Consider the following 18116-nt stretch of genomic DNA (forward strand, 5'->3'; position numbering starts at 1 on the left):
CACCCCTCGACGCGCGCCTCGCGCCTACGGTCGATCCCATGACGAACAACCCAGAGGTCCGCGACTTCCTGACGTCGCGGCGCGCGCGGGTGCGACCCGAGCAGGTCGACCTGCCGGGCGGACCCGGCCGCCGTGTGCCGGGCCTGCGTCGCAGTGAGGTCGCGATGCTGGCCGGTGTCAGTGTCGAGTACTACGCGCGGATCGAGCGCGGGGCGCTGGGCGGGGTCACGGACGTGGTCCTCGATGCGATCGCCACGGCCCTGCGGTTCGACGAGTCCGAGCGCTCGCACCTGTTCGACCTGGCACGCACGGCGAACAGCTCGCCGGTGCGGCAGCGGCGTGCCACGAGCCAATCGGCCGCGCTGCGACCGTCGATGCGGTTCGTCGTCGACGCGATCACCGACGCCGTCGCCTTCGTACAGAACGGACGGCTCGACGTCGTCGCGGCGAACCCGCTGTGCCACGCGCTGTACGCGGACCTGTTCGACGCCGAGCCCGACCATCCCAACTTCGCTCGGTTCGCCTTCCTGCACCAGGACCGTTCGCGGCGGCTCTACACGGACTGGGAGGGCGCTGCGGACATCTCGGTCGCGATGCTGCGGACCGCGTCCGGACAGGACCCGCACGACAAGGGGCTGCAGGAGCTGATCGGCGAGCTGAGCACCCGGAGCGACGAGTTCCGAGCCAGGTGGGCGAAGCACGACGTCCGCCTGCACGGCTCCGGGCGCAAGACGTTCCGGCACGCGCTGGTCGGCGACGTGGAGCTCGCCTACGAGAACCTGGCGCCGATCGCGGGTACGGGACTGAACCTGCTCGTCTACACCGCCGAACCCGGATCGCGGAACGCCGAGGCCCTGCAGCTGCTGGCGAACTGGGGCCGGACCGAGTCCGTCAGCCGGGTGCGGTCGTGACGCGGCTGCCGTTCCTGGTCTACGTCCTGGCACTCGGCACCTTCCTCATGATCACGTCGGAGTTCGTGGTCGCGGGGATCCTGCCCGCGATCGCCGGCGACCTGCGGATCTCGCTGGCGCACACGGGGCTGCTGATCACCGTGTTCGCCGTCGGGATGATCGTCGGCAGTCCGTCGATGACGCTGCTGACCCTGCGACTCCCCCGACGCCTGACCCTGGTGCTCGCGCTGGTGGTGTTCATCGTCGGCCACGTCGTCGTTGCCACCGGCTCGCACTTCGGCACCCTGCTCGCGGCCCGGTTCCTCACCGCGCTGGCGGCCGGGGCGTTCTGGTCCGTCGCCGCCGTCGTGGCCTCGGACGCCGCCGGTCCGGGGCTCGGATCGCGCGCCCAGGGGGTCATCGGCGCGGGGGGCTCGCTCGGCACCGTCCTCGGTGTGCCGCTCGGCGCCGTGCTCGCGCAGGTGCTCGGATGGCGCGGGACCTTCTGGGCCGTCGCCGCGGCCGCCGTCGTCGCCGCGGTGCTGGTCGCTCGCTTCGTTCCCCACGGCCGTGTGACGCACGCGGTGTCGGTGCGCGGCCAGTTCGCGGGCCTGCGGTCCGGGCGGCTGTGGCTCGTCCTGGCTGCCTGCGCGACGACGACCGGCGGTGTGGTGGCGGCGTACTCGTACATCGCACCCCTGCTCACCGACCGGGCCGGTGTGCCGTCGACCCTCGTGCCGTTGGTCCTGACCGGCTTCGGCGTCGGCTCGTTCGTCGGCACGGTGCTCGGTGGACGGCTCGGCGACCGGCACCCGCACGTGGTCACCGTCGTCACGCCGGCCGTGAGCACGCTGCTGCTGCTCGGCATCGGCACCGTGTCCGGCCTGCCGTGGGTGACGACGGCGCTCCTGGTGGTCCTGGGGCTGTTCGGCCTCAGCGCGAACGGCGTCCTGATCCACCTGGCCGTGCGTGCCGCCGGTCCTGCCGCGACACTGGGGTCTGCCTTCACGGTGTCGTCGTTCAACCTCGGCACGGCGGTCGGGACGGCGATCGCCGGGGGGACGCTCGGTGCACTCGGTGTCGCGGGGCCGGCGCTCGTCGGCGCCGTGGTCGTCGCACTGACGGTGGTGCCGACGGCGGTCCTGGCGCGCGTCGCCCTCCGTGCCGGCCGGCGTCCGGCGGTCGACGAGGCATCGGCAGACGAGATCGACGCCCGGGTGTGACGAGCGTCGGCGGTACCGTGGCCGGATGACGGTACGCCTGACCCGGATGGACCCTGCCGGTACCGACCGCGACGCCCTGGTCGCCTTCCTGACGACCGAGGACTTCCCGTTCCACGTCCGTCGCAGCATCGGGGTCGCCGATGCCCAGCGCGCGATCGACGACGGCGCATGGCGTGACGACGAGCACGACACGTTCTGGCTCGACGCCGACGACCACGGCCGGTTCGGGCTGGTCCGTCTCGAGGACCTCGCCGACCCGGTGCCGCTGTTCGACCTGCGGATCGCGGGCACCCACCGTGGTCGCGGCCTCGCAGTGCCCGCGCTCCGAGCCACCACCGACCACGTCTTCCGCACCATCGACGCAGCCGACCGGTTCGAGGGACAGACGCGCGAGGACAACACCGCGATGCGCCGGACATTCCTGCGTGCCGGTTGGGTCAAGGAGGCGCACTACCGGGCGGGCTGGCCGGTCGAGGGCGGTCCCCCGCTCGCCTCGGTCGGCTACGGGATGCTCCGGACGGACTGGGAGTCCGGCGCCACGACGCCGGTGCCGTGGGACGACGACCCGGCACCCGGGGCACAGCCCCGCCTCGGTGCCTCCGCCTGACGTGCGGTTCTTCCGTCCTCCGTCGCCGCATGCCATCATCGCCGCATGCCAACGTTCGTCAGCGGCAACCCCGCGTCCGGCAAGTCGACGCTGACGCTGCGGCTCGTCGACGAGGGACCCGTCGCGCTCCTCCGCCGACACCCTGGAGGCTCCCGTGGACCCGCGTGAGGCGGCGATCAGGAACAACGTCGCCTGGTGCGCCACCGTCACCGGCTCCCCCGGGACGACCGACGACGAGCGAGGGTTCTGGATGCCCGACACGTCGCCACCGGCGTTGTTCCCCGACCTGGTCACGCTGCGACCGGGGGTGTCGCCGGACGCGGTCGTCCAGGCGCTGACGGGGCCGGGACGGCACTCGGTCAAGGACAGCTTCGCCGACGTCGACCTGACGGAGCACGGGTTCGCGGTCGCGTTCGAGGCGCAGTGGATCAGCACGGCACCGCAGTGCGGACGCTCGGTCGGCAGGGGCTGGTTCGTCGTGCGCGACGCCGGGCGACTCTCGTCGTGGAACCGGGCCTCGGGGCTGCCGGAACCGCTCCCCGACCACCTGCTCGACGACGCGAGCACATCGGTCATCGGGTTCGGTCGTGAGGACCACCTCACCGCCGGAGCCGTCGTGACCCGCGGCGGCGACGTTGCCGGGCTCTCGAACGTGTTCGAGTGCGCCGGCACGGTGTCGACGAGCACCTGGCAGGACCTGGTCGCGGTCACCGACGTCCTGTGGCCAGACCTGGTGGTCGTCGACTACGAGCACGGGGACGACCTGAAGTCCGCCATGGCCGCTGGGTTCCGGGCGACCGGCCCCCTGCGGGTGTGGGTCACGCGACCCTGAGCACTGACGCTCAGGTCGATCGTCGTGGCTCGCGCAGCCCGTCGAGGACGAGATCGAGCAGGTGCCCGGTGCGCTCGTCGGACTGTGGTGCGACGTGCCACAGGAAGGCCAGGAGCGGGAACACCTCGTCCGCCGCGATGTCGCTCCGGAGCTCGCCGCTGGCCTTGCCGGCGTCGAGGAGCTGTCCGACGGCTGCGAGGATCCGGTCGTACTGGTCGTCGTGCAGCTCGGCACGGGTCACCGCGTCCAGCACGCTCGACAGGGCGTGTTTCAGGTGCCCGAACGCCGCGAGCTCGTCGAACCAGCGGCGCAGGGCAGCGACCGGCGGGTGCTCGGCGAGCAAGACGCCCGCTGCAGCAGTCAGACGCTCGAAGTCCTCGCGGTACACCTCGACCAGCAGTGCTTCGCGGGTCGGGAAGCGTCGGTAGAGCGTGCCCTGTCCCACTCCCGCTGCGCGTGCGATCGACTGCATCGTGGCGGTGGCGTCACGGGCGAAGGCCTGGCGCGCGATCTCGACGATCCGGCCGCGGTTCTGCTGCGCGTCTGTGCGGAGCACGGGGTCTCGGTCACTCGACGAAGTGGACATATGTCCGGTACGCTCCCTCAGTGGCGGACAGGTGTCCACTTACCCTAGACGAATCGAGTCACCATGACCGGCATCCACGGCAAGACGATCGCGATCACCGGCGCGTCCAGCGGCATCGGCGCCGCGACTGCCCGACACCTCGCGACCGCGGGAGCGCGCCTCGTGCTCGGTGCACGTCGGGCCGATCGCCTGACGTCGTTGGTCGACGACATCACCGCCGACGGCGGTCAGGCGATCGCCGTCCCCACCGACGTCCGTCGCCGCGAGGACCTGGAGCGGCTCGTCGCAGCGGCCCGGGAGCACTTCGGCCGTCTCGACGTCCTGTTCTCCAACGCCGGCAGCATGGCGATCTCGCCGTTCGACGAGGTCCGCGTCGACGACTGGCAGCAGATGATCGACGTCAACGTGACCGGCGTGCTCAACGGGATCGCCGCCGCACTGCCGGTGTTCCGGGCGCAGGGCGGCGGGCACTTCGTGCACACGGCCTCCACGGCCGCGCACCGGATCGTCCCGACGCAGGGCGTTTACGCCGCGACGAAGACCGCGGTGCGTGTGCTGTCCGAGGGACTCCGGCAAGAGGCCGGCCCGTCACTCCGGATCACCGTGATCAGCCCCGGGTTCACGAACACCGAGGGGGTCGGCGCCGGTGCGAGTGCGGACACTGCGGCGGCGCTCATCGCCCGGCGAGACGCGATCGCGATGCCGCCAGAGGCCGTCGCCCGGGCCGTCGCGTTCGCCGTCGAACAGCCCGACGGGGTCGACGTCGGCGAGGTCGTCATCAGGCCGACCGCCCAGAGCTGAGGCACCCTGCATCGGCTCCGCACCTGCGCACGGATCCGGGTGTCGAGGCGTCCGCCCACCGCCCGTCCTTTGCGGGGAACCGCACGGTTCGTCCCGGCGCGGAGCGAGGCGGCCATGATCGGGATCAGCGTCGACAACGTGCCGATGGCACCCGAGGAGCATGCATGCGAGTCCTGGCCTTCCTGGTGACGATCGTCGTCACGACCGCCCTGGCCCTCGGTGCCGGGCTGCTCATCGCCCTGCACCTCGGGCGAGCCCCCGACGGACTGCTCGTCAGCGCAGCGGCAGCGTCACCGTTCCTCGTCTTCGGCCCCCTGGTCGTCGGTTCCTGGACCGCGTACTTCGACGACCGGACACCGTCCGGCCGCAGCCGGTACCTGCGGCGTGCCTTCCTCGTCGTCGTGGCCGTCGACGTCGCCGCCGCGGTCGTCGTCGTGGTCGCGAGCACGTCCGCGCAGGCGCCGGTGTGGGTGCCTGCCGTGCTCGTCGGTGGCTCCGCGATCTTGTTCGTCGTCGCGCGCCCGATCGGCAGCCGGTTCCGCCGCCTGGACACTCCGATGGTCGAGCTCAGGGATCAGGTCCTCCCCGGCCCAGACGTCATCCGTCGAAAGGTCGTCAGGATCGGCATCACGTTCGTCGTCGCCGCGATCGTCTCGTCAGTCGGCACCGCCGTGCTCAACGTCCTCGATCCCAGCACGACCCGGGAAGCGTTGGTCGGGATCCTGCTGGCCGGGCAGCTCACGTTCCTCGCCACGGCATTCGCATCGATCATCGTCGCCCTCCCGTTCAGCCGACTGCTGCGCGACGCCGGGGGACGCGACCTGGACCGCCTGCGGCGGTACGCGAAGCTCGTCCTCCGCGGCAGAGCCGTCCCACTCGAGGAGGCCGAGAAGGCGGGGGCGGTGCGGTACGCGCAGGTCATCCAGGTCGTGCTGCAGTTCAACACGGCCTACGTCACGCTCTTGTACGTCTCCATCGCGTTCCAATTTGTCAGCGGGATACTGCGCGGAAACCTGGTCGTGTTCTCGGTCCTGTTCCTGGTCTTCATGGTCGTGGTCCTCGCCTGGCTGCTCCCGCGAACGGTCATCCGCGTCCGGCGCGCCCGCCGGTACGTCGAGGAGCACCCGTCGACAGATGCTGTTCGGACGCCCGAGACCTCCATCCCCTGACATCGCCACGAAGCTCCTGGCTGGTCTGCGTGGTCGCGAGGCGCCTCGTCCGGTACGTCGAGTTCAACCGACCAGCCGCGCACGCCCGTCCGCGAGTGGGTTGTCCTACGGGAACAGTCCCGCGACGCATGCTGTCATCTGCACCCGGCGTCCGTACGCGTCGAGACCCAGCCGGGCCTCGGTGTCGACCAGCGAGCGGTGGCTCTCCGTCGGACCAGCGTACGAGTCGGGGTGCCAGGCGGTCGATCGGACACCACCTCGGACCGAGGGCGCTCCGCGGTTTCGTGTCGGTCACGTTCGTCAACTGACGCGCTTCGCTCCACCGTCTCGATCGGATCGAGCGCTGTCCACGCGCGCCCTCGGTCCGTGACCTCGAGTGGCGACAGCGCCCTAGGCTCGGCTGCATGCGACGAGTACTCGACTTCCTCGGGATCACGCGGCCCAGAGGGACGCCTCGCCCGAAGGTCACCACGGCGATCGTCGGCGGGTTGGGCCTTTTTCTGGTCCTTTTCGGCATCGCGGTGTGGGCGGGCAACGCGGCGACGAGCACCGGAGCCTCGGTCTGGATCGGCGTCGCGCTCATCGTGGTCGGTCTCGCGTGCTGGGTCGTCGAGGGTGTCCTGGGTGCTCGCACGAAGGGTCAGGAGCCGCCTCGGTAGTCGATCCCCCCAGGCAGCCGCTCCTCGCCGACGAGGACGCAGCTCGACGTCTGTCCGAGGAACACCGTGCCGAGGCCGCGGGCGGTGAGCCGCAGCCGATGACCAGCAGTTGCGTCCCCTGTGGGGTCGCGCCGCCCGCCATCATCAGGATCAGGTTGCCCTTGTAGGTCAGGGTTCGCTGGAATGCGACGGCGAGCGGGATCCGCCACTGTCGGAACCAGCCGGGAGGCTCGGTGGCCGTCCCGGAGACGATCGTGCGTCCGACGTCAGCCACCACTGCGAGCATGCATCGCGATCGCCGGTCACTCCAGCTCCGCGAGCGATCGGCTCCGGTCAGTGGAGCTCGGCCGCCGTCCAGGCGTCGCCTACCCGTCTGATCTGCTGCTCCACGGTCATGCCGGTGACGTCGATGACGAGGTCGACCGCCGGTGGAGCAGCGGTCATCCGATGCAGCAGCTCGAACTCCTCGTCCGTGATGTACACCGGGCGGGTGGCTGCTCGTGCACGCGCTGCGTCGAGGGAGATCGCCAGGTGCACGATGAAGCAGCTCGGCAACTGTTCGCGGTACACGGGGAGGACCTCCGCCGTCACCACGTCGGATGCCGTGACGGCGAAGCCGTCGGCGAGCAGGTTCCCCGCGAGTGCAGCGGTGTTCCGGACCGCGAGCTCGTGTTGCGCCTGACCCTCGGGGCCGGACCACAGCGTCGCGGCACCGGTGACCACGAGCTGGCGGATGTCGTCGCCGTCGATGTACGCGGCCCGGTCGTGGGCGGCCGCGAGCGCTCGACCGCACGTGGTCTTCCCGACTGCCGGTCCTCCCGAGAGGACCAGGGGTCGCATCATCGCGTCGGTCCCGTCCCGTCAGGACTCCCGAGGCCGCCGGTACGCGGGAGCAGGGTCGGCGGTCGCACGATGCGAGCTCTGATCTCTGCGACGACGGCGCTGACGGTGGCGGGGTCGGTCGTCCGAGCCGCGTCGACGATCAACGGGGCTTCCTCGTTCGGAGCTTCGAAGCTCGCCGCGTGCTCGGTCAGCACGGCGTCAGTGACGTCCGCCCGTGACGGCTGGTCGCGGTTGGCCAGCACACGGCGACGCTGCAGTTCGGGCGAGATCTGCACCCACACGAGCACGAACGGTGCCGCCGAACCGGTCGCCGTCGCACGCCACGCATCGCGGATGAACCGGGGCGAACCGGTGTCGTCGACGACCACGTGACGATCGGAAGCGAGCAGCGCGCCAGCCCGTCCGTGTGCGATCCGGTTGGTGTTCGCCCACTCCTCCAGCGGGATGCCCTGGCCGCCATGGAGACCGCGCTCCTCGTTGATCCCGTCGAGGCTCAGCAGCTCAGCGCCCAGCTCGAGCGCCAGTTGCGTCGCGAGGGTGCTCTTGCCGGAGAAGGACAGACCACACATCAGCACCAGCGCCATGACCGGACTCTACTGGTGAGGGCATCCGACTGCCGATGCCTCAGCGCACGCGCGAGCGCCGCAGTACGATCACCGCGGGGGCAGGTGGTCTGCCGAGGACGGGGAATGCCGTGTCGGACGTCATCACGAAGGCCGAGCACGAGAAGCGGGTCCGGTTCAAGGTCCGGATCCAACTCGTCGCGTTGGTCGGAGCGCTCATCGGGCTCGTTGCGTTCGGCATCGACGCGACGGCCCACTTGAACAGCGCGGTCCTCGGCGGCATCGGTCTCGTCGGGCTCGGCGTCGCGATCATCGCCTACGTCTGGTCACGCGTCTACAGCATGGTCGTCCTCGCCAAGTACTCGGGACCGCCGAACCTGCGCTGACCGTTCAGCCGTCGCGCTGACGCCTCAGATCAGCTGGTGCTCACTCGTACGCGGCGCTCAGCATCGCCGACGTCCGGATGATCGTCACCGCACCCGGCAGGATCACGCAGAGGGCGACCCCGAACGTGAACGCGCCGAGCAGCAGTGCCGCACTGCCCGGGAGCTCACGGGTGCGGCGGATGTCGACGATCCCCCAGACGAGCGCCCATCCGGGGACACCGAGCCCGATCACGAGCGCCACGACGCCGTACCCGGCGAAGCCCCCGGGATCACTGCCGGCCGTGCCGTAGTGCGCGAGGAGCCCGCCGATGCCGTAGGGCACGAAGGAGACGAGCAACGCCACGGGCGCGAGGATCGCGAGCATGACTGACGTCGCTCGGGACCGAGGGACCGCCGGAACTCCCTGTGGTCTGTCACTCATGCGGCTCCTCCCCCGTCGCCGCGACATGAGCAGCGCGCGGCGCCAGGAGTCCGATCGCTGCTTCCACCCCGTCGACCGTCAGGCTCCAGCTCGGCCGGGCGAAGTCCTCGCGCTTCAGGCGGACCCTGAGCTCGTCGACGACCTCGTCCGCGCGCGTCTGAGCACGAGTCACACCGTTGACCTCGTACCCGAGCTTCGCGGACACCCGAAGCGACGACTCGTTCCACGCGGCTGCACTCGACTCCGCCCACGCAGCCCCGAGGTGGTCGAACGCGAACAGCAGCAGCGCCGACCGCATCTCGGTCCCGAGCCCGAGACCCTGATGCGCGAGCGCGAGCCACGACCCGCTCTCGACCGTCTTGCGGGCGGCGAAGCGGCGAGCGTGCAACTCCTGCACCCCGATGGGCGATCCCTCGTGCAGCACGGTGAAGCTCACGCCCCACGAGTCACGGGTCACACCGGCTCGGAGTTTCCAGTGGTACTGCGCCAGGGAACGAGCCAGGGTCGCCGGTTCTGCATCCGTCCACGGGGTACCGAACGGCATCCGGGCTGGATCGTGCACACCGGACAGGGCCGCGTCGACGAGACCAGGGAGGTCCTCGTCGCGCAGGGGCCGCAGCTCCAGTCGAGGAGTGATGAGCCGTAGCCCGAACAACGGCCAGATCCGATCGAGGTCCATCGCACAACACTACGAGCACGGCGCCGGACGTCGCGAGCCAGCAGTGTCCCCCCGACGACGAAACGCTCGACGATGGTCAAGACCGTGATGCTGTCGCGGGCTGCGCGCCGGTCTGGTTGATCGACCGATGTGCGGGACACGGCAGCCGGTCTCGTGATGAGCTTGGCGTGTGCGAGTCAGGGCAGCGGCAGTCGTCATCCGGAACGGGCACCTGCTCGTGATCGACCGCCGCAAGGGTGGCCGCCACTACTGCGTCCTGCCCGGCGGCGGCGTGGAGGACGGCGAGGACCTCCGCACAGCATGCCGACGGGAACTGCTCGAGGAGACGAGCCTCGAGGGAACCGTCGGCGAGTTGCTGGACGTGCCGGTCGAACGCGACACCCCGGTGGCCTACTTCGTGGTCAACGTGGACGACGATGCCGTCACGCTGGGCGGTCCCGAGCGCGAGCGTGCGTCAGCGACGAACCGGTACGAGCCGATCTGGGTCCCCCTCGATCACCTCGCGCAGAGCCCGCTCGTGCCGGAGGGCGCTCGGCACGCCGTCGATCTCGCCCTCGAGCGGGACCGCTGAGAGACGGGGCCGGGCGACGGCCGGACGGGGCGCTTCGTCGTAGCCTCGACGCATGGGGGCTCTCCGCGCAGTGTGCTTCGACCTCGACGACACCCTGTTCGACCACCGGGGAGCAGCCCGAGCCGGCGTCACCACGTTCCTCCAGTCCCAGGGCCTGCCCCCGACGGAGTCCGCGCTCGACGCCTGGTTCGCCGCCGAGGACGAGCACTTCGAACGCTGGCGCGCCGGGCTCGTCAGCTTCCCGGAGCAGCGGCGCGCGCGTCTCCGGACCGTCCTGCCGGCGCTCGGCCACCGCACGCCGACGCACGACGACGGTCTGGACGCACTGTTCGACAGCTACCTCCGCGCGTACCGGGCGTCGTGGCGGGCGTTCCCCGGCAGCCTGTCTCTGCTGGAAGAACTGCGCACGCGGGGGTACCGCCTGGGTCTGCTCACCAACGGGTCCGAGGGACAACAGCGCGACAAGCTCGCGCAGACCGGTCTCGACGTCGCGTTCGACGCCGTGTGCGTCTCCGAACAGATCGGGTTCCAGAAGCCGGACCGGCGGGCGTTCCTGGCCGTGGCGCGGGCCCTGGGCATCGAGGCCGCCGAGTGTCTCTTCGTCGGCGACGACCTCGAACGGGACGTCGAAGGCGCGCGCTCCGCGGGCATGCGCGCGCTGTTGGTCGACCACGACGTCACTGACGCGGCGTCGACCAGGACCGCCGTCCTGCGCGCCGCCGGGGCTGGGGACGTTGCTTGACGGGAGGCGCGGTGCCAGCCCGCACCGCGCCTCCCGTCGGTCCTCTGCGCTCAGTCGGCCACCGCTGCTGCGAGACGCCGCTCACGGAGCAGGTCGGCGCCGATGCTGTGCGGCGGCGCCGCAGCCGGCGATCGTTCGGCGTGGTCAGCGATCGCGTCGATGACGGATCGGTCGCCGGCGGGCCGCGGCAGCGCCGTCTGGATCTGCCGGACGGCAGCCGCGTCGAGCCCCTCCGTCTCTCCGCTCGCATCGACGAACACGCCGCGGTAGGTCAGGTAGGACACGGGGCCACGGCGGTCGGCGATGCCGTGCGACGAGTGCAGGGCGATGGCCTCCCAGACCACGTCGACGTCGCCGGCAGGTGCTCCGTGCCGCGTCAGCAGCTCGGCTGCGATGTCCGCACCCTCCACCTCGAACCGCGTCGAACCCGTGGCGAGCGAGCCGAGGCCGAGGTCGTGCAGGAGACAGGCCGCCAAGACGAGGTCGTCGCGGTGGCCGGCGTCCGTGGTCATGCCGTCCCGCTCTGCGACCAGGCGGGCATACAGGTACGTCCGGATGCTGTGGTCCGTCACCCCGGCACGCTCGGTCCCCCGCACGAGCGTGAGCGCCTCGTCGAGCCACGGTGTCGAGGGGAGCGTCAGATGATCGGTCATGACTCGAGGCTAGGCACCATCGAGAACACCCGACTGTGGCCTGTTGGTCAGGTATCGCTACGATCGGGCCATGCACCGGATCGCTCTGCTGGCACTGCCCGGCGTCTTCCCGCTCGAGTTCGGGGTCGCCGCCCAGGTCTTCACGCCGCAGGCCGGCTACGCCCTGACGCCGGTCACCGTCGCTCCCCTCTCGTCAGCCGGTGCGACCCTGTCCACCGCTCGCGGGTTGGACGCGCTCCAGGGAGCCGAGACGGTCATCGTGCCTGGGTACCAGGACACGTCGGCCCCGCTGCCGGACGGGGTCGTCGCGTCGTTGCGGAGCGCGCACGCCCGCGGTGCTCGGCTGGTGTCGTTCTGCTCCGGAGCCTTCGCCCTGGCTGCCGCCGGCATCCTGGACGGTCGATCGGCCACGACCCACTGGCAGAAGGTCGACGAGCTGCGGGAGCGCCACCCCGCGGTCGACGTGCAGCCCGACCGCCTGTACGTCGACGACGGCGACGTCCTGACCTCAGCCGGGGTCACCGCCTGCATCGACCTGAGCCTGCACCTGATCCGCCGCGACCACGGTGCCGCGGTGGCCAACGACCACGCACGGGCCCTCGTGGCGCCGCCGAGCCGGTCCGGTGGGCAGTTGCAGTACGTCGACCGAGTTCGTCCACGACCCACCGGCCACCGGCTCGACGACCTGCGCGAGTGGATGTCCCGGGACCTCCGTCGGGCCGTCACGATCGACATGCTGGCGCGCGAGGCCCACGTCTCGCGCCGCACCCTCGCCCGTAGGTTCCGCGAGGAGACCGGGACCTCGCCGTTGGCGTGGCTCACCGCGGCACGCATCGATCGCGCTCGACAGCTGCTCGAGACGACCGACGACCCCGTGGAGCGCATCGGCCACGACGTGGGGCTCGGCACGTCCGCGTCGTTCCGCAGCGCCTTCCACCGCCATCTCGGCACGTCGCCGCAGCAGTACCGCGGGACGTTCCGGCACGATCGCGGCACGGACCGACGCGACTAGCGCATCGCGAGAGACGCTGAGCGATCGGTGTCAGCGACAGTCGTCTCCGACCTGGGCGACATCGTAGAGATCGACGTGATTCCGGATGGCCCACAGCTGGATGTCGTTTGGTCGTCGGGCGACCAGGAGTTCCCCCGTGCACGCCGTGATGTGCGAGGTCGCGTGGACCTCCTGTAGCGAAGCGCACGATCATCGCGACCGGTCATCGGGTCGCTGTGCCCGGAGCGGTGGGGACAGGCCGCTGACGTGTCACTGAACTGACCCTCAGGCAGGGGTAGACCGAAAGGTCTTGCGGCCGTAGAACGACCGGTCTTACCGTGGCCGCATCACTCAGAGCGGAGCGAACACATGACCGTTGTCACGTACTGCGCACTCCTCCTCATCGGCGGCTACATGCTCATCAGCGGCGTCGTGAAAGTCCGCGACGGCGCCGACATCACCGCCGGCACCATCCACGCGTACAAGTTCATCCCGCCCCGCCTCGACCGGCCAGCCGCGCTCCTCCTCGCCGCCGCAGAAGTCGGCGCAGGAGCCCTCCTCATCAGCGGTCGGAGCCCTCGCCTCGGCGCCACCGCAGTCATCGCCCTCCTCGCCACCTACACCGTCGCGCTCAGCAGCGTCCTCCGCCGCGGCATCCACACATCCTGCGGCTGCCACGGGACGCTCTCCACCAGCGAGGTCCGGCCAGTCCTCATGATCCGCAACGTCACACTCATCGCCATCACCGCCGCGGCCGCTGCGCTCTCACCAGAGGCCACACCGTCCAGCTTCTGGGCGACCGGCGCCGCCATCGTCCTGGCAGCCATCGCAGGGGTTGCGATGCGCTACCGCAGAACCGCAACACCGATTGAAGGGGAATCGAATGTCCATGTCTGACGACAAGAAGAAGGGGTTCGGACGTCGGCAACTCATCGGGGGTGGGATCGCCGCAGCAGCCGTCGGAGCGCTGTCGACGATGTTCCCCGAACTCGCCAACGCCGAAACTCGAACCGCTCGAGGGGTGACCACCCTCAACGACGACGAGTGGTACCTCCAGGAAGCCCAGTCCACCACCGAACTCGACGAGACCACCGCCAAGCGAAGCGCCGCCGCGCTCACCGCCACCGCGGCCCTCGCACCGTTCGCTGCGCAACACATCGACTCCGCCAAGAACACCACCATCGCCAAGTCCGCCGTCCGCAAGTACAGGGACGGCCGGACCATCACCGTCACCGGCACCAACCTCAGTGACACCCGCGCTGTCATCAACTGGCAGGAGCACCTCGCAGACGGATCCGTCGGACGCTCCGCCACCGCCATGTACGACGTCACCAAGGACGCCGCCACCCTCGTCGGAACTGGTGGAAGCGCGGCAACGATGAAGTCCGTCACCGCAGCCGCCGGCACCGACGCCGTCACCGCACTCAAGTGCCCCGTCGGCACCTACGCCGTCCGGCTCTGCACCAGCATCGACCTCGCCGGCTTCGGAGCCTGCTGCGGCGGCTGCGTCGTCGCGTTCGTCGGAAGCCCCATCGCCGGGTTCGTCTGCGCGAGTATCGTCTGCACCTCCTGCTACGTGAAGAACTGCAAGAAGTGGACCAACACATGCGCAGCGAACCACTGACCGAGCCCCACCGCCCCTGGTACCAAGAACGGCACCTCCGCGCCTACGCGGCAGCCGTGATCACCGCCCTCATCGGCGTGACGTACCTCATCGGAGTACAACACCCAGCGTTCATCGGATGGCTACTGCTCATCGTCGCCGCAGTCGCAGCAATCGACGGGCTCATCTCCCAGCGGCGCCAGAACACGCGGCCCCGAACCGACTCGCATCAGAGTCGTCAATCACACCTCTGAAAACGATGAACCCCGGAGCTCCGGGTGATGAGCTCCGGGGTTCATCGTGCGATCCGCCTGGCGGCAAGCACCTCCGACGACGAGTGCTACGGCCTGAAGCGCGTCCTCCGCGCGGCGCAGGAGCTGTCTGATCCCAGTCCCACGTGCTGCCGTACGAACCCGGAGTGACGGACACAACCGCACCGCTCGGCGCGAAACCACGCGAAGCGACCAAACAGGCGCTGTGAACGAAGCACCGCACGTTCGGGTACAGCGTGGCATCGGCATGCAGCGCGACCGTCGACCGTCTCAGTGGTCGATCGGTGACGGGACAGCACCGAGTAGTCGCGGTGTGGTCGCGGCTCGCGCATGGTCCCTGGCCCCCGACTAAGGCTTCGCCCCGTTCCCGAACGACCCGTGCAGCGTCGTCCCGCCGAACGCGGTCCGATCGATCACCGCGTGCACCCGGGCGAGCGTGGCGTCGTCCGTCGGCGAGAGGCCGATCGTCAGCGAGCCGTAATCGACGCGCATCGTCTGCGGGATGCTCGCCTCGAGTCCGGTCACGCCCGGGGTGGCGGCGAGCGTGGCCAGCCCAGACGCGATGCCGAGAGCGGTCTCGTCAGAGATCTGCTGGTCGAAGGTGCCCGAGTAGGTGACGCTGGAGAGGACGTGCTCCGGCCCGGCCGGCACCCGCAGCGTGAGCGTGACGCCGGTCCAGGCGATCCGCTCCGCCATCGCGACCGGAACCGCGGACGCTTCCGACGGGGTCGCGTCCGGGTCCATCGTGACCACGAAGGCGCTCGAGAACGAGTGCGTCTCGGTCGCGCCGGCCGGGGGCGTAGGACGAGCCGAGGGCGTGGGCACCGGCGGCAGCCTGGGATCTTCCGGGGAGACTCCGCCGAACGGCGGCGGTGCGGCCGGTCCGGCGTCGCGGTTGTCCCATGCGTCAAGACCAAGGGGCGTGACGGCGGTTCCGTCCGCGGCGGTGTAGCGCTGGTGCAGCTCGACCCGGCTTGTCGCGCTCGCGACGCCGGGGCTCGCCTGCACGGTGCGGAGCGCGTCGTCGAGCGTGGACGCGACCTGCGGGTCGAGCTGTGGGACCGCCGCCGCCGTCCTGGTGGAGGAGGCCGTGCCTCCCGGCCCGGCTGCGCACCCCGTGACCGAGACGAGCGTGATCACGAGGGCTGCGGTGACGGCGGCGGTTCGCTGGAGCATCTTCCGACCGTACGGGCACAGCCGACCCGACGCATCGACCATTCGACACAGGTCGCGTGAGACGGTGGAGAACCGGGCGCTCTCCGCGAGCAGCCGTCCCCTCTGTCGGCCATAACGAGGGTGGCGTTTCGGGACAATCTGCCATGATCATCAGGTGGTGAAGTCAATCGAGGCACTGCGGATGCCTCGGCCATGCGAGCGTGCGATCGTCGATGCGCTTGCGGACGTGGCCCAAGGCGAGAGCATGCACGCTCTCCGTCAGCAGGCGGCGACGATGCTCGTTGCTGAGAATTGCGGGTGCGGGTGCGGATGTGGAAGCTTCAACGTGTCGTTGACTGGGCCGGTTCCGGCTGCCGCCGCTGAGGAAGTCCCTCCTTTGGTCAGCAGCGAGCCTGCGATCGAGGTCCTGCCTGTGTTCGGTCACAGCGGCAGGCTGGCGAGCATCGAGGTCACCTACTTCCTCGATGAAGCGAGAGGCGTTCCGGCTGCAGCCTCGTTGATGCCGGGGCCGAGCAGCTGACGCAGAGCCCGCGGAACAACGGGTTCAAGGCCGCTCAACGATCGACTACCGTACGGGCGGGGCTGCCCAGACCGCTCGGTATCGCCAGAACAGCGAACGTCGCATCTTGATGCCCGGGAGTACTTGGCGAGCGACCGCGTGAACCTCTTCGAACGTGAGCAGCGGCATCGTCGTCGGCGCCGTCATGCTCTCCGGCGGTTCCACCGCGCGGCGAGGGTGAAGAATCACGCCGACGCCGACGTTCAGGAGCAGCGAGGCGATGGACCACGGCAGGTCTCTCGACGTCTCTCGGGCCAGGCCGATGATGACGAGCCGTCCGCCTGGCCGCAGCATCGAGCGCGCCGCTTCCAGGGCCGGCACCAGCGGAAGATGGTGAAGCGACGCTACGAAGGTCACGAGGTCATGACGCGGCTCATCTCGGATGGTGAGGTCGAAGCGTTCGTCTCGTACCGTCACGTTGCGGAGGCCGTTGACGTTCATCCGCGCCCTTGCCGCCGCGCGGGCGTCTGGTTCGAGGCCCACGACCGTTCCTCCGGACCGCGCGAGCCGCCTCAGCAGTGTGCCGGTCCCGCACCCGACATCGAGCATCGCGGCCCCTCTGCCCACCCGCAGTGCGTGCCAAAGCACGAACGGCGCGTACGCATCGTTGTGCGACCAAGGATGCTCGTCACTGAACCGCCCCAACTCCGAAAGCAACCGCATCCCCGTCTTGCTCATGATCCGCAGCGTATCCGCGACCAAGAGCATCGAGGCGGATGCAACTGAGTGAGTGGCTCCAAGCCGTTCGGTAGCCGGTCGGTAGCCGATCGGCTACCGAGACGGTGCGTAGAGCAGGCCGGCGGTGTCGCGGGGCGTGAACCGCTGCTCGAAGTCTCGTTCGTTCGGCAGCCAGATGTCGTGCCAGAGAGCGTCGTGGCTCCGGCCGAGGTCCCGGTCTCGGGCGATACCGCGGCGGGCGGCAGTATCGAGGTCGACGTCACCCCAGATGGTCACGTCGAGACTGGGCAGCGCCTCGGGGTGAAAGAGTCCGATGAGGTCAACGACGAGAGTTGTTGCCTGCGGTAGTGGTTTCTCGGGGCCGAGGGCTCGCCGGGCCCAGTCGTACCGCTGGAATTGGCTGGTTCGTCCGTCTCGGAACGGTTCCAGCACTGTCAAAACCAGGCGCTTACGATCCACGCCGTCCCAGTCCGAGGAACGGCGGTGTGAACGCGCGGGATCCAGGAAGTCGTCACCGCGCATCCGCACTGCTTTCGGAAGCGCTGCGGCCAGGCCTCGCGTAAGTGTCGATTTGCCGGACCCGCAGAAGCCGGAGATGCCGACGGTGATCGGACGGTCCGAAGCTCGCTCCCGCTCGACAATTTGCTCGAGAACGTCGTCCTGGTTCATCTGGGGAGGTTACAAGACGCCCTCGCTGAGGGCGTCGTCTCGGGGAGCGATCGGCTACCGGACACCGTCTGACAGCTAGAACCCATCCCATAGGGTCACGTACATGACCGAGACGAAGCGGCGCAGCATCCTCGAACGAATCGTTGGGAAGCCCCTCCCGTGGCTTGCGTGGACGTGGGCCGCTCTGGCTGTGATTTGGATCGTTCTGGCCATCGTCGACCCGTCCGGATTCCACACGTTCATGGCGATCACCTGGTCAGTTCTCGCCATCGTCCAACTCAGCGCCGCCTACTACGCCCGCAAGCAGGAGCACAGGCGAGCACCAACAGCCGAAGCCGACACCGCTGCCCACTGATTCCACGTCTATGCCGCGTCCGGTAGACGATCGGCTAGCGGTCGCGTGTACGACGCTCGGCTCGGGCTCGACGTCGCTCGTCACGCAGTGCTCGCCATTCGGCATCCTGCTGATCCTGTAGCGGGCTTCGGCCCATGCTTCCACGAGCAGCGAGGAAAATGAGCACGACGACAACGACCAGGACCACC

Annotated in this window: 25 protein-coding genes; 16 read left to right on the forward strand and 9 right to left on the reverse strand. The window is 69.8% G+C overall.

What is annotated here, in order from left to right; genetic code table 11:
* Positions 1 to 38 precede the first annotated feature (38 nt).
* The 5 genes from ASG04_RS12565 to ASG04_RS12580 are packed head-to-tail and all read left to right on the forward strand — an operon-like array spanning position 39 to position 3552.
* On the forward strand, positions 39 to 911 hold the full coding sequence (locus ASG04_RS12565) for a helix-turn-helix transcriptional regulator (protein WP_056124837.1): 873 nt from the start codon (positions 39 to 41) through the stop codon (positions 909 to 911).
* The gene (locus ASG04_RS12570) at positions 908 to 2113 is read left to right on the forward strand and encodes an MFS transporter (RefSeq protein WP_235515536.1); all 1206 of its coding nucleotides are present in this window, start codon (positions 908 to 910) and stop codon (positions 2111 to 2113) included. The genes ASG04_RS12565 and ASG04_RS12570 overlap by 4 nt, the downstream gene beginning before the upstream one ends.
* Before the next feature lie 25 nt (positions 2114 to 2138).
* A complete protein-coding gene (locus tag ASG04_RS12575) occupies positions 2139 to 2720 on the forward strand; it encodes a GNAT family N-acetyltransferase (protein ID WP_056124840.1) in 582 nt (193 codons plus the stop codon).
* Between the two features lie 45 nt (positions 2721 to 2765).
* Positions 2766 to 2888 (forward strand): hypothetical protein, encoded by a 123-nt coding sequence (locus ASG04_RS17995; RefSeq protein ID WP_268750901.1) that lies wholly within the window; start codon positions 2766 to 2768, stop codon positions 2886 to 2888.
* Positions 2875 to 3552 (forward strand): hypothetical protein, encoded by a 678-nt coding sequence (locus ASG04_RS12580; RefSeq protein ID WP_056124843.1) that lies wholly within the window; start codon positions 2875 to 2877, stop codon positions 3550 to 3552. The genes ASG04_RS17995 and ASG04_RS12580 overlap by 14 nt, the downstream gene beginning before the upstream one ends.
* Before the next feature lie 10 nt (positions 3553 to 3562).
* Here ASG04_RS12580 and ASG04_RS12585 read toward each other — a convergent pair whose 3' ends face one another.
* Complete coding sequence (locus ASG04_RS12585; RefSeq protein WP_200938504.1) at positions 3563 to 4108, reverse strand: TetR/AcrR family transcriptional regulator; 546 nt, start codon at positions 4106 to 4108, stop codon at positions 3563 to 3565.
* Between the two features lie 93 nt (positions 4109 to 4201).
* Here ASG04_RS12585 and ASG04_RS12590 point away from each other — a divergent pair, with 93 nt between their 5' ends.
* From ASG04_RS12590 to ASG04_RS17475, 3 genes are all read left to right on the forward strand, one after another.
* On the forward strand, positions 4202 to 4939 hold the full coding sequence (locus ASG04_RS12590; RefSeq protein WP_056124849.1) for an SDR family oxidoreductase: 738 nt from the start codon (positions 4202 to 4204) through the stop codon (positions 4937 to 4939).
* A 164-nt stretch (positions 4940 to 5103) separates the two neighbouring features.
* Positions 5104 to 6108 carry a hypothetical protein gene (locus ASG04_RS12595; protein WP_056124852.1) on the forward strand — a complete coding sequence of 335 codons (1005 nt, stop codon included), beginning with the start codon at positions 5104 to 5106 and terminating at the stop codon, positions 6106 to 6108.
* A gap of 404 nt (positions 6109 to 6512) precedes the next feature.
* Positions 6513 to 6767 carry a hypothetical protein gene (locus tag ASG04_RS17475; protein WP_156463654.1) on the forward strand — a complete coding sequence of 85 codons (255 nt, stop codon included), beginning with the start codon at positions 6513 to 6515 and terminating at the stop codon, positions 6765 to 6767.
* A gap of 333 nt (positions 6768 to 7100) precedes the next feature.
* On the opposite strand, the gene ASG04_RS12600 is transcribed toward ASG04_RS17475, so the two are convergent.
* Together ASG04_RS12600 and ASG04_RS12605 are read right to left on the reverse strand one after the other, a co-directional pair.
* Entirely contained in the window at positions 7101 to 7610 is a 510-nt protein-coding gene (locus ASG04_RS12600; RefSeq protein WP_156463655.1) for a hypothetical protein, read from the reverse strand.
* A complete protein-coding gene (locus tag ASG04_RS12605; protein ID WP_082518105.1) occupies positions 7607 to 8194 on the reverse strand; it encodes an AAA family ATPase in 588 nt (195 codons plus the stop codon). The genes ASG04_RS12600 and ASG04_RS12605 overlap by 4 nt, the downstream gene beginning before the upstream one ends.
* Positions 8195 to 8304: 110 nt before the next feature.
* On the opposite strand from ASG04_RS12605, the gene ASG04_RS12610 reads away from it, so the two are divergent.
* A complete protein-coding gene (locus ASG04_RS12610; RefSeq protein ID WP_056124859.1) occupies positions 8305 to 8559 on the forward strand; it encodes a hypothetical protein in 255 nt (84 codons plus the stop codon).
* 40 nt (positions 8560 to 8599) lie between these two features.
* On the opposite strand, the gene ASG04_RS12615 is transcribed toward ASG04_RS12610, so the two are convergent.
* Together ASG04_RS12615 and ASG04_RS12620 are read right to left on the reverse strand one after the other, a co-directional pair.
* The gene (locus ASG04_RS12615; RefSeq protein ID WP_056124861.1) at positions 8600 to 8923 is read right to left on the reverse strand and encodes a hypothetical protein; all 324 of its coding nucleotides are present in this window, start codon (positions 8921 to 8923) and stop codon (positions 8600 to 8602) included.
* A 49-nt stretch (positions 8924 to 8972) separates the two neighbouring features.
* A complete protein-coding gene (locus tag ASG04_RS12620) occupies positions 8973 to 9659 on the reverse strand; it encodes a GNAT family N-acetyltransferase (RefSeq protein ID WP_056124864.1) in 687 nt (228 codons plus the stop codon).
* Between the two features lie 169 nt (positions 9660 to 9828).
* Here ASG04_RS12620 and ASG04_RS12625 point away from each other — a divergent pair, with 169 nt between their 5' ends.
* Both ASG04_RS12625 and ASG04_RS12630 read left to right on the forward strand, forming a co-directional pair.
* Complete coding sequence (locus tag ASG04_RS12625) at positions 9829 to 10230, forward strand: NUDIX domain-containing protein (protein ID WP_056124867.1); 402 nt, start codon at positions 9829 to 9831, stop codon at positions 10228 to 10230.
* 52 nt (positions 10231 to 10282) lie between these two features.
* On the forward strand, positions 10283 to 10972 hold the full coding sequence (locus ASG04_RS12630; RefSeq protein WP_082518107.1) for an HAD family hydrolase: 690 nt from the start codon (positions 10283 to 10285) through the stop codon (positions 10970 to 10972).
* 50 nt (positions 10973 to 11022) lie between these two features.
* Here ASG04_RS12630 and ASG04_RS12635 read toward each other — a convergent pair whose 3' ends face one another.
* Positions 11023 to 11625 (reverse strand): HD domain-containing protein, encoded by a 603-nt coding sequence (locus ASG04_RS12635; RefSeq protein ID WP_056124872.1) that lies wholly within the window; start codon positions 11623 to 11625, stop codon positions 11023 to 11025.
* A gap of 70 nt (positions 11626 to 11695) precedes the next feature.
* Here ASG04_RS12635 and ASG04_RS12640 point away from each other — a divergent pair, with 70 nt between their 5' ends.
* The 3 genes from ASG04_RS12640 (at position 11696) to ASG04_RS12650 (ending at position 14240) form a co-directional block, all read left to right on the forward strand.
* Positions 11696 to 12637: a GlxA family transcriptional regulator gene (locus tag ASG04_RS12640; protein ID WP_056124875.1), complete on the forward strand. Its 942-nt coding sequence runs from the start codon at positions 11696 to 11698 to the stop codon at positions 12635 to 12637.
* Positions 12638 to 12985: 348 nt separating this feature from the next.
* Positions 12986 to 13513: a MauE/DoxX family redox-associated membrane protein gene (locus tag ASG04_RS12645; protein WP_056124877.1), complete on the forward strand. Its 528-nt coding sequence runs from the start codon at positions 12986 to 12988 to the stop codon at positions 13511 to 13513.
* Positions 13500 to 14240, forward strand: coding sequence for a hypothetical protein (locus ASG04_RS12650; protein WP_156463656.1), 741 nt, complete (start codon positions 13500 to 13502; stop codon positions 14238 to 14240). Before ASG04_RS12645 ends, ASG04_RS12650 begins: the two co-directional genes overlap by 14 nt.
* Before the next feature lie 599 nt (positions 14241 to 14839).
* On the opposite strand, the gene ASG04_RS12655 is transcribed toward ASG04_RS12650, so the two are convergent.
* Positions 14840 to 15667, reverse strand: a complete 828-nt coding sequence (locus ASG04_RS12655) for a hypothetical protein (protein ID WP_156463657.1) — start codon at positions 15665 to 15667, stop codon at positions 14840 to 14842.
* A gap of 157 nt (positions 15668 to 15824) precedes the next feature.
* Between ASG04_RS12655 and ASG04_RS12660 the strand changes: the two genes are divergently transcribed.
* The gene (locus ASG04_RS12660) at positions 15825 to 16187 is read left to right on the forward strand and encodes a hypothetical protein (protein WP_156463658.1); all 363 of its coding nucleotides are present in this window, start codon (positions 15825 to 15827) and stop codon (positions 16185 to 16187) included.
* A gap of 45 nt (positions 16188 to 16232) precedes the next feature.
* Here the strand turns inward: ASG04_RS12660 and ASG04_RS12665 are convergent, their stop codons facing one another.
* Both ASG04_RS12665 and ASG04_RS12670 read right to left on the reverse strand, forming a co-directional pair.
* Positions 16233 to 16904, reverse strand: a complete 672-nt coding sequence (locus ASG04_RS12665) for a class I SAM-dependent methyltransferase (protein ID WP_162241722.1) — start codon at positions 16902 to 16904, stop codon at positions 16233 to 16235.
* Between the two features lie 93 nt (positions 16905 to 16997).
* Positions 16998 to 17573, reverse strand: coding sequence for a uridine kinase (locus tag ASG04_RS12670; RefSeq protein WP_056124893.1), 576 nt, complete (start codon positions 17571 to 17573; stop codon positions 16998 to 17000).
* A gap of 103 nt (positions 17574 to 17676) precedes the next feature.
* Here ASG04_RS12670 and ASG04_RS12675 point away from each other — a divergent pair, with 103 nt between their 5' ends.
* Positions 17677 to 17928, forward strand: coding sequence for a hypothetical protein (locus tag ASG04_RS12675; RefSeq protein ID WP_056124895.1), 252 nt, complete (start codon positions 17677 to 17679; stop codon positions 17926 to 17928).
* Positions 17929 to 18116: the final 188 nt, after the last annotated feature.

Source organism: Curtobacterium sp. Leaf183 (assembly GCF_001424385.1).
In the GTDB taxonomy this organism is placed as follows: Bacteria; Actinomycetota; Actinomycetes; order Actinomycetales; family Microbacteriaceae; genus Curtobacterium.

Bases quoted from the DNA above. Each gene is read 5' to 3' on its own strand.
- ASG04_RS12565 (WP_056124837.1), top strand. From the start codon at position 39: ATGACGAACAACCCAGAGGTCCGCGACTTCCTGACGTCGCGGCGCGCG.
- ASG04_RS12575 (WP_056124840.1), top strand. From the start codon at position 2,139: ATGACGGTACGCCTGACCCGGATGGACCCTGCCGGTACCGACCGCGAC.
- ASG04_RS17995 (WP_268750901.1), top strand. From the start codon at position 2,766: ATGCCAACGTTCGTCAGCGGCAACCCCGCGTCCGGCAAGTCGACGCTG.
- ASG04_RS12590 (WP_056124849.1), top strand. From the start codon at position 4,202: ATGACCGGCATCCACGGCAAGACGATCGCGATCACCGGCGCGTCCAGC.
- ASG04_RS12595 (WP_056124852.1), top strand. From the start codon at position 5,104: ATGCGAGTCCTGGCCTTCCTGGTGACGATCGTCGTCACGACCGCCCTG.
- ASG04_RS17475 (WP_156463654.1), top strand. From the start codon at position 6,513: ATGCGACGAGTACTCGACTTCCTCGGGATCACGCGGCCCAGAGGGACG.
- ASG04_RS12600 (WP_156463655.1), bottom strand. From the start codon at position 7,610: ATGATGCGACCCCTGGTCCTCTCGGGAGGACCGGCAGTCGGGAAGACC.
- ASG04_RS12605 (WP_082518105.1), bottom strand. From the start codon at position 8,194: ATGGCGCTGGTGCTGATGTGTGGTCTGTCCTTCTCCGGCAAGAGCACC.
- ASG04_RS12615 (WP_056124861.1), bottom strand. From the start codon at position 8,923: ATGCTCGCGATCCTCGCGCCCGTGGCGTTGCTCGTCTCCTTCGTGCCC.
- ASG04_RS12620 (WP_056124864.1), bottom strand. From the start codon at position 9,659: ATGGACCTCGATCGGATCTGGCCGTTGTTCGGGCTACGGCTCATCACT.
- ASG04_RS12630 (WP_082518107.1), top strand. From the start codon at position 10,283: ATGGGGGCTCTCCGCGCAGTGTGCTTCGACCTCGACGACACCCTGTTC.
- ASG04_RS12635 (WP_056124872.1), bottom strand. From the start codon at position 11,625: ATGACCGATCATCTGACGCTCCCCTCGACACCGTGGCTCGACGAGGCG.
- ASG04_RS12640 (WP_056124875.1), top strand. From the start codon at position 11,696: ATGCACCGGATCGCTCTGCTGGCACTGCCCGGCGTCTTCCCGCTCGAG.
- ASG04_RS12645 (WP_056124877.1), top strand. From the start codon at position 12,986: ATGACCGTTGTCACGTACTGCGCACTCCTCCTCATCGGCGGCTACATG.
- ASG04_RS12650 (WP_156463656.1), top strand. From the start codon at position 13,500: ATGTCCATGTCTGACGACAAGAAGAAGGGGTTCGGACGTCGGCAACTC.
- ASG04_RS12655 (WP_156463657.1), bottom strand. From the start codon at position 15,667: ATGCTCCAGCGAACCGCCGCCGTCACCGCAGCCCTCGTGATCACGCTC.
- ASG04_RS12665 (WP_162241722.1), bottom strand. From the start codon at position 16,904: ATGAGCAAGACGGGGATGCGGTTGCTTTCGGAGTTGGGGCGGTTCAGT.
- ASG04_RS12670 (WP_056124893.1), bottom strand. From the start codon at position 17,573: ATGAACCAGGACGACGTTCTCGAGCAAATTGTCGAGCGGGAGCGAGCT.
- ASG04_RS12675 (WP_056124895.1), top strand. From the start codon at position 17,677: ATGACCGAGACGAAGCGGCGCAGCATCCTCGAACGAATCGTTGGGAAG.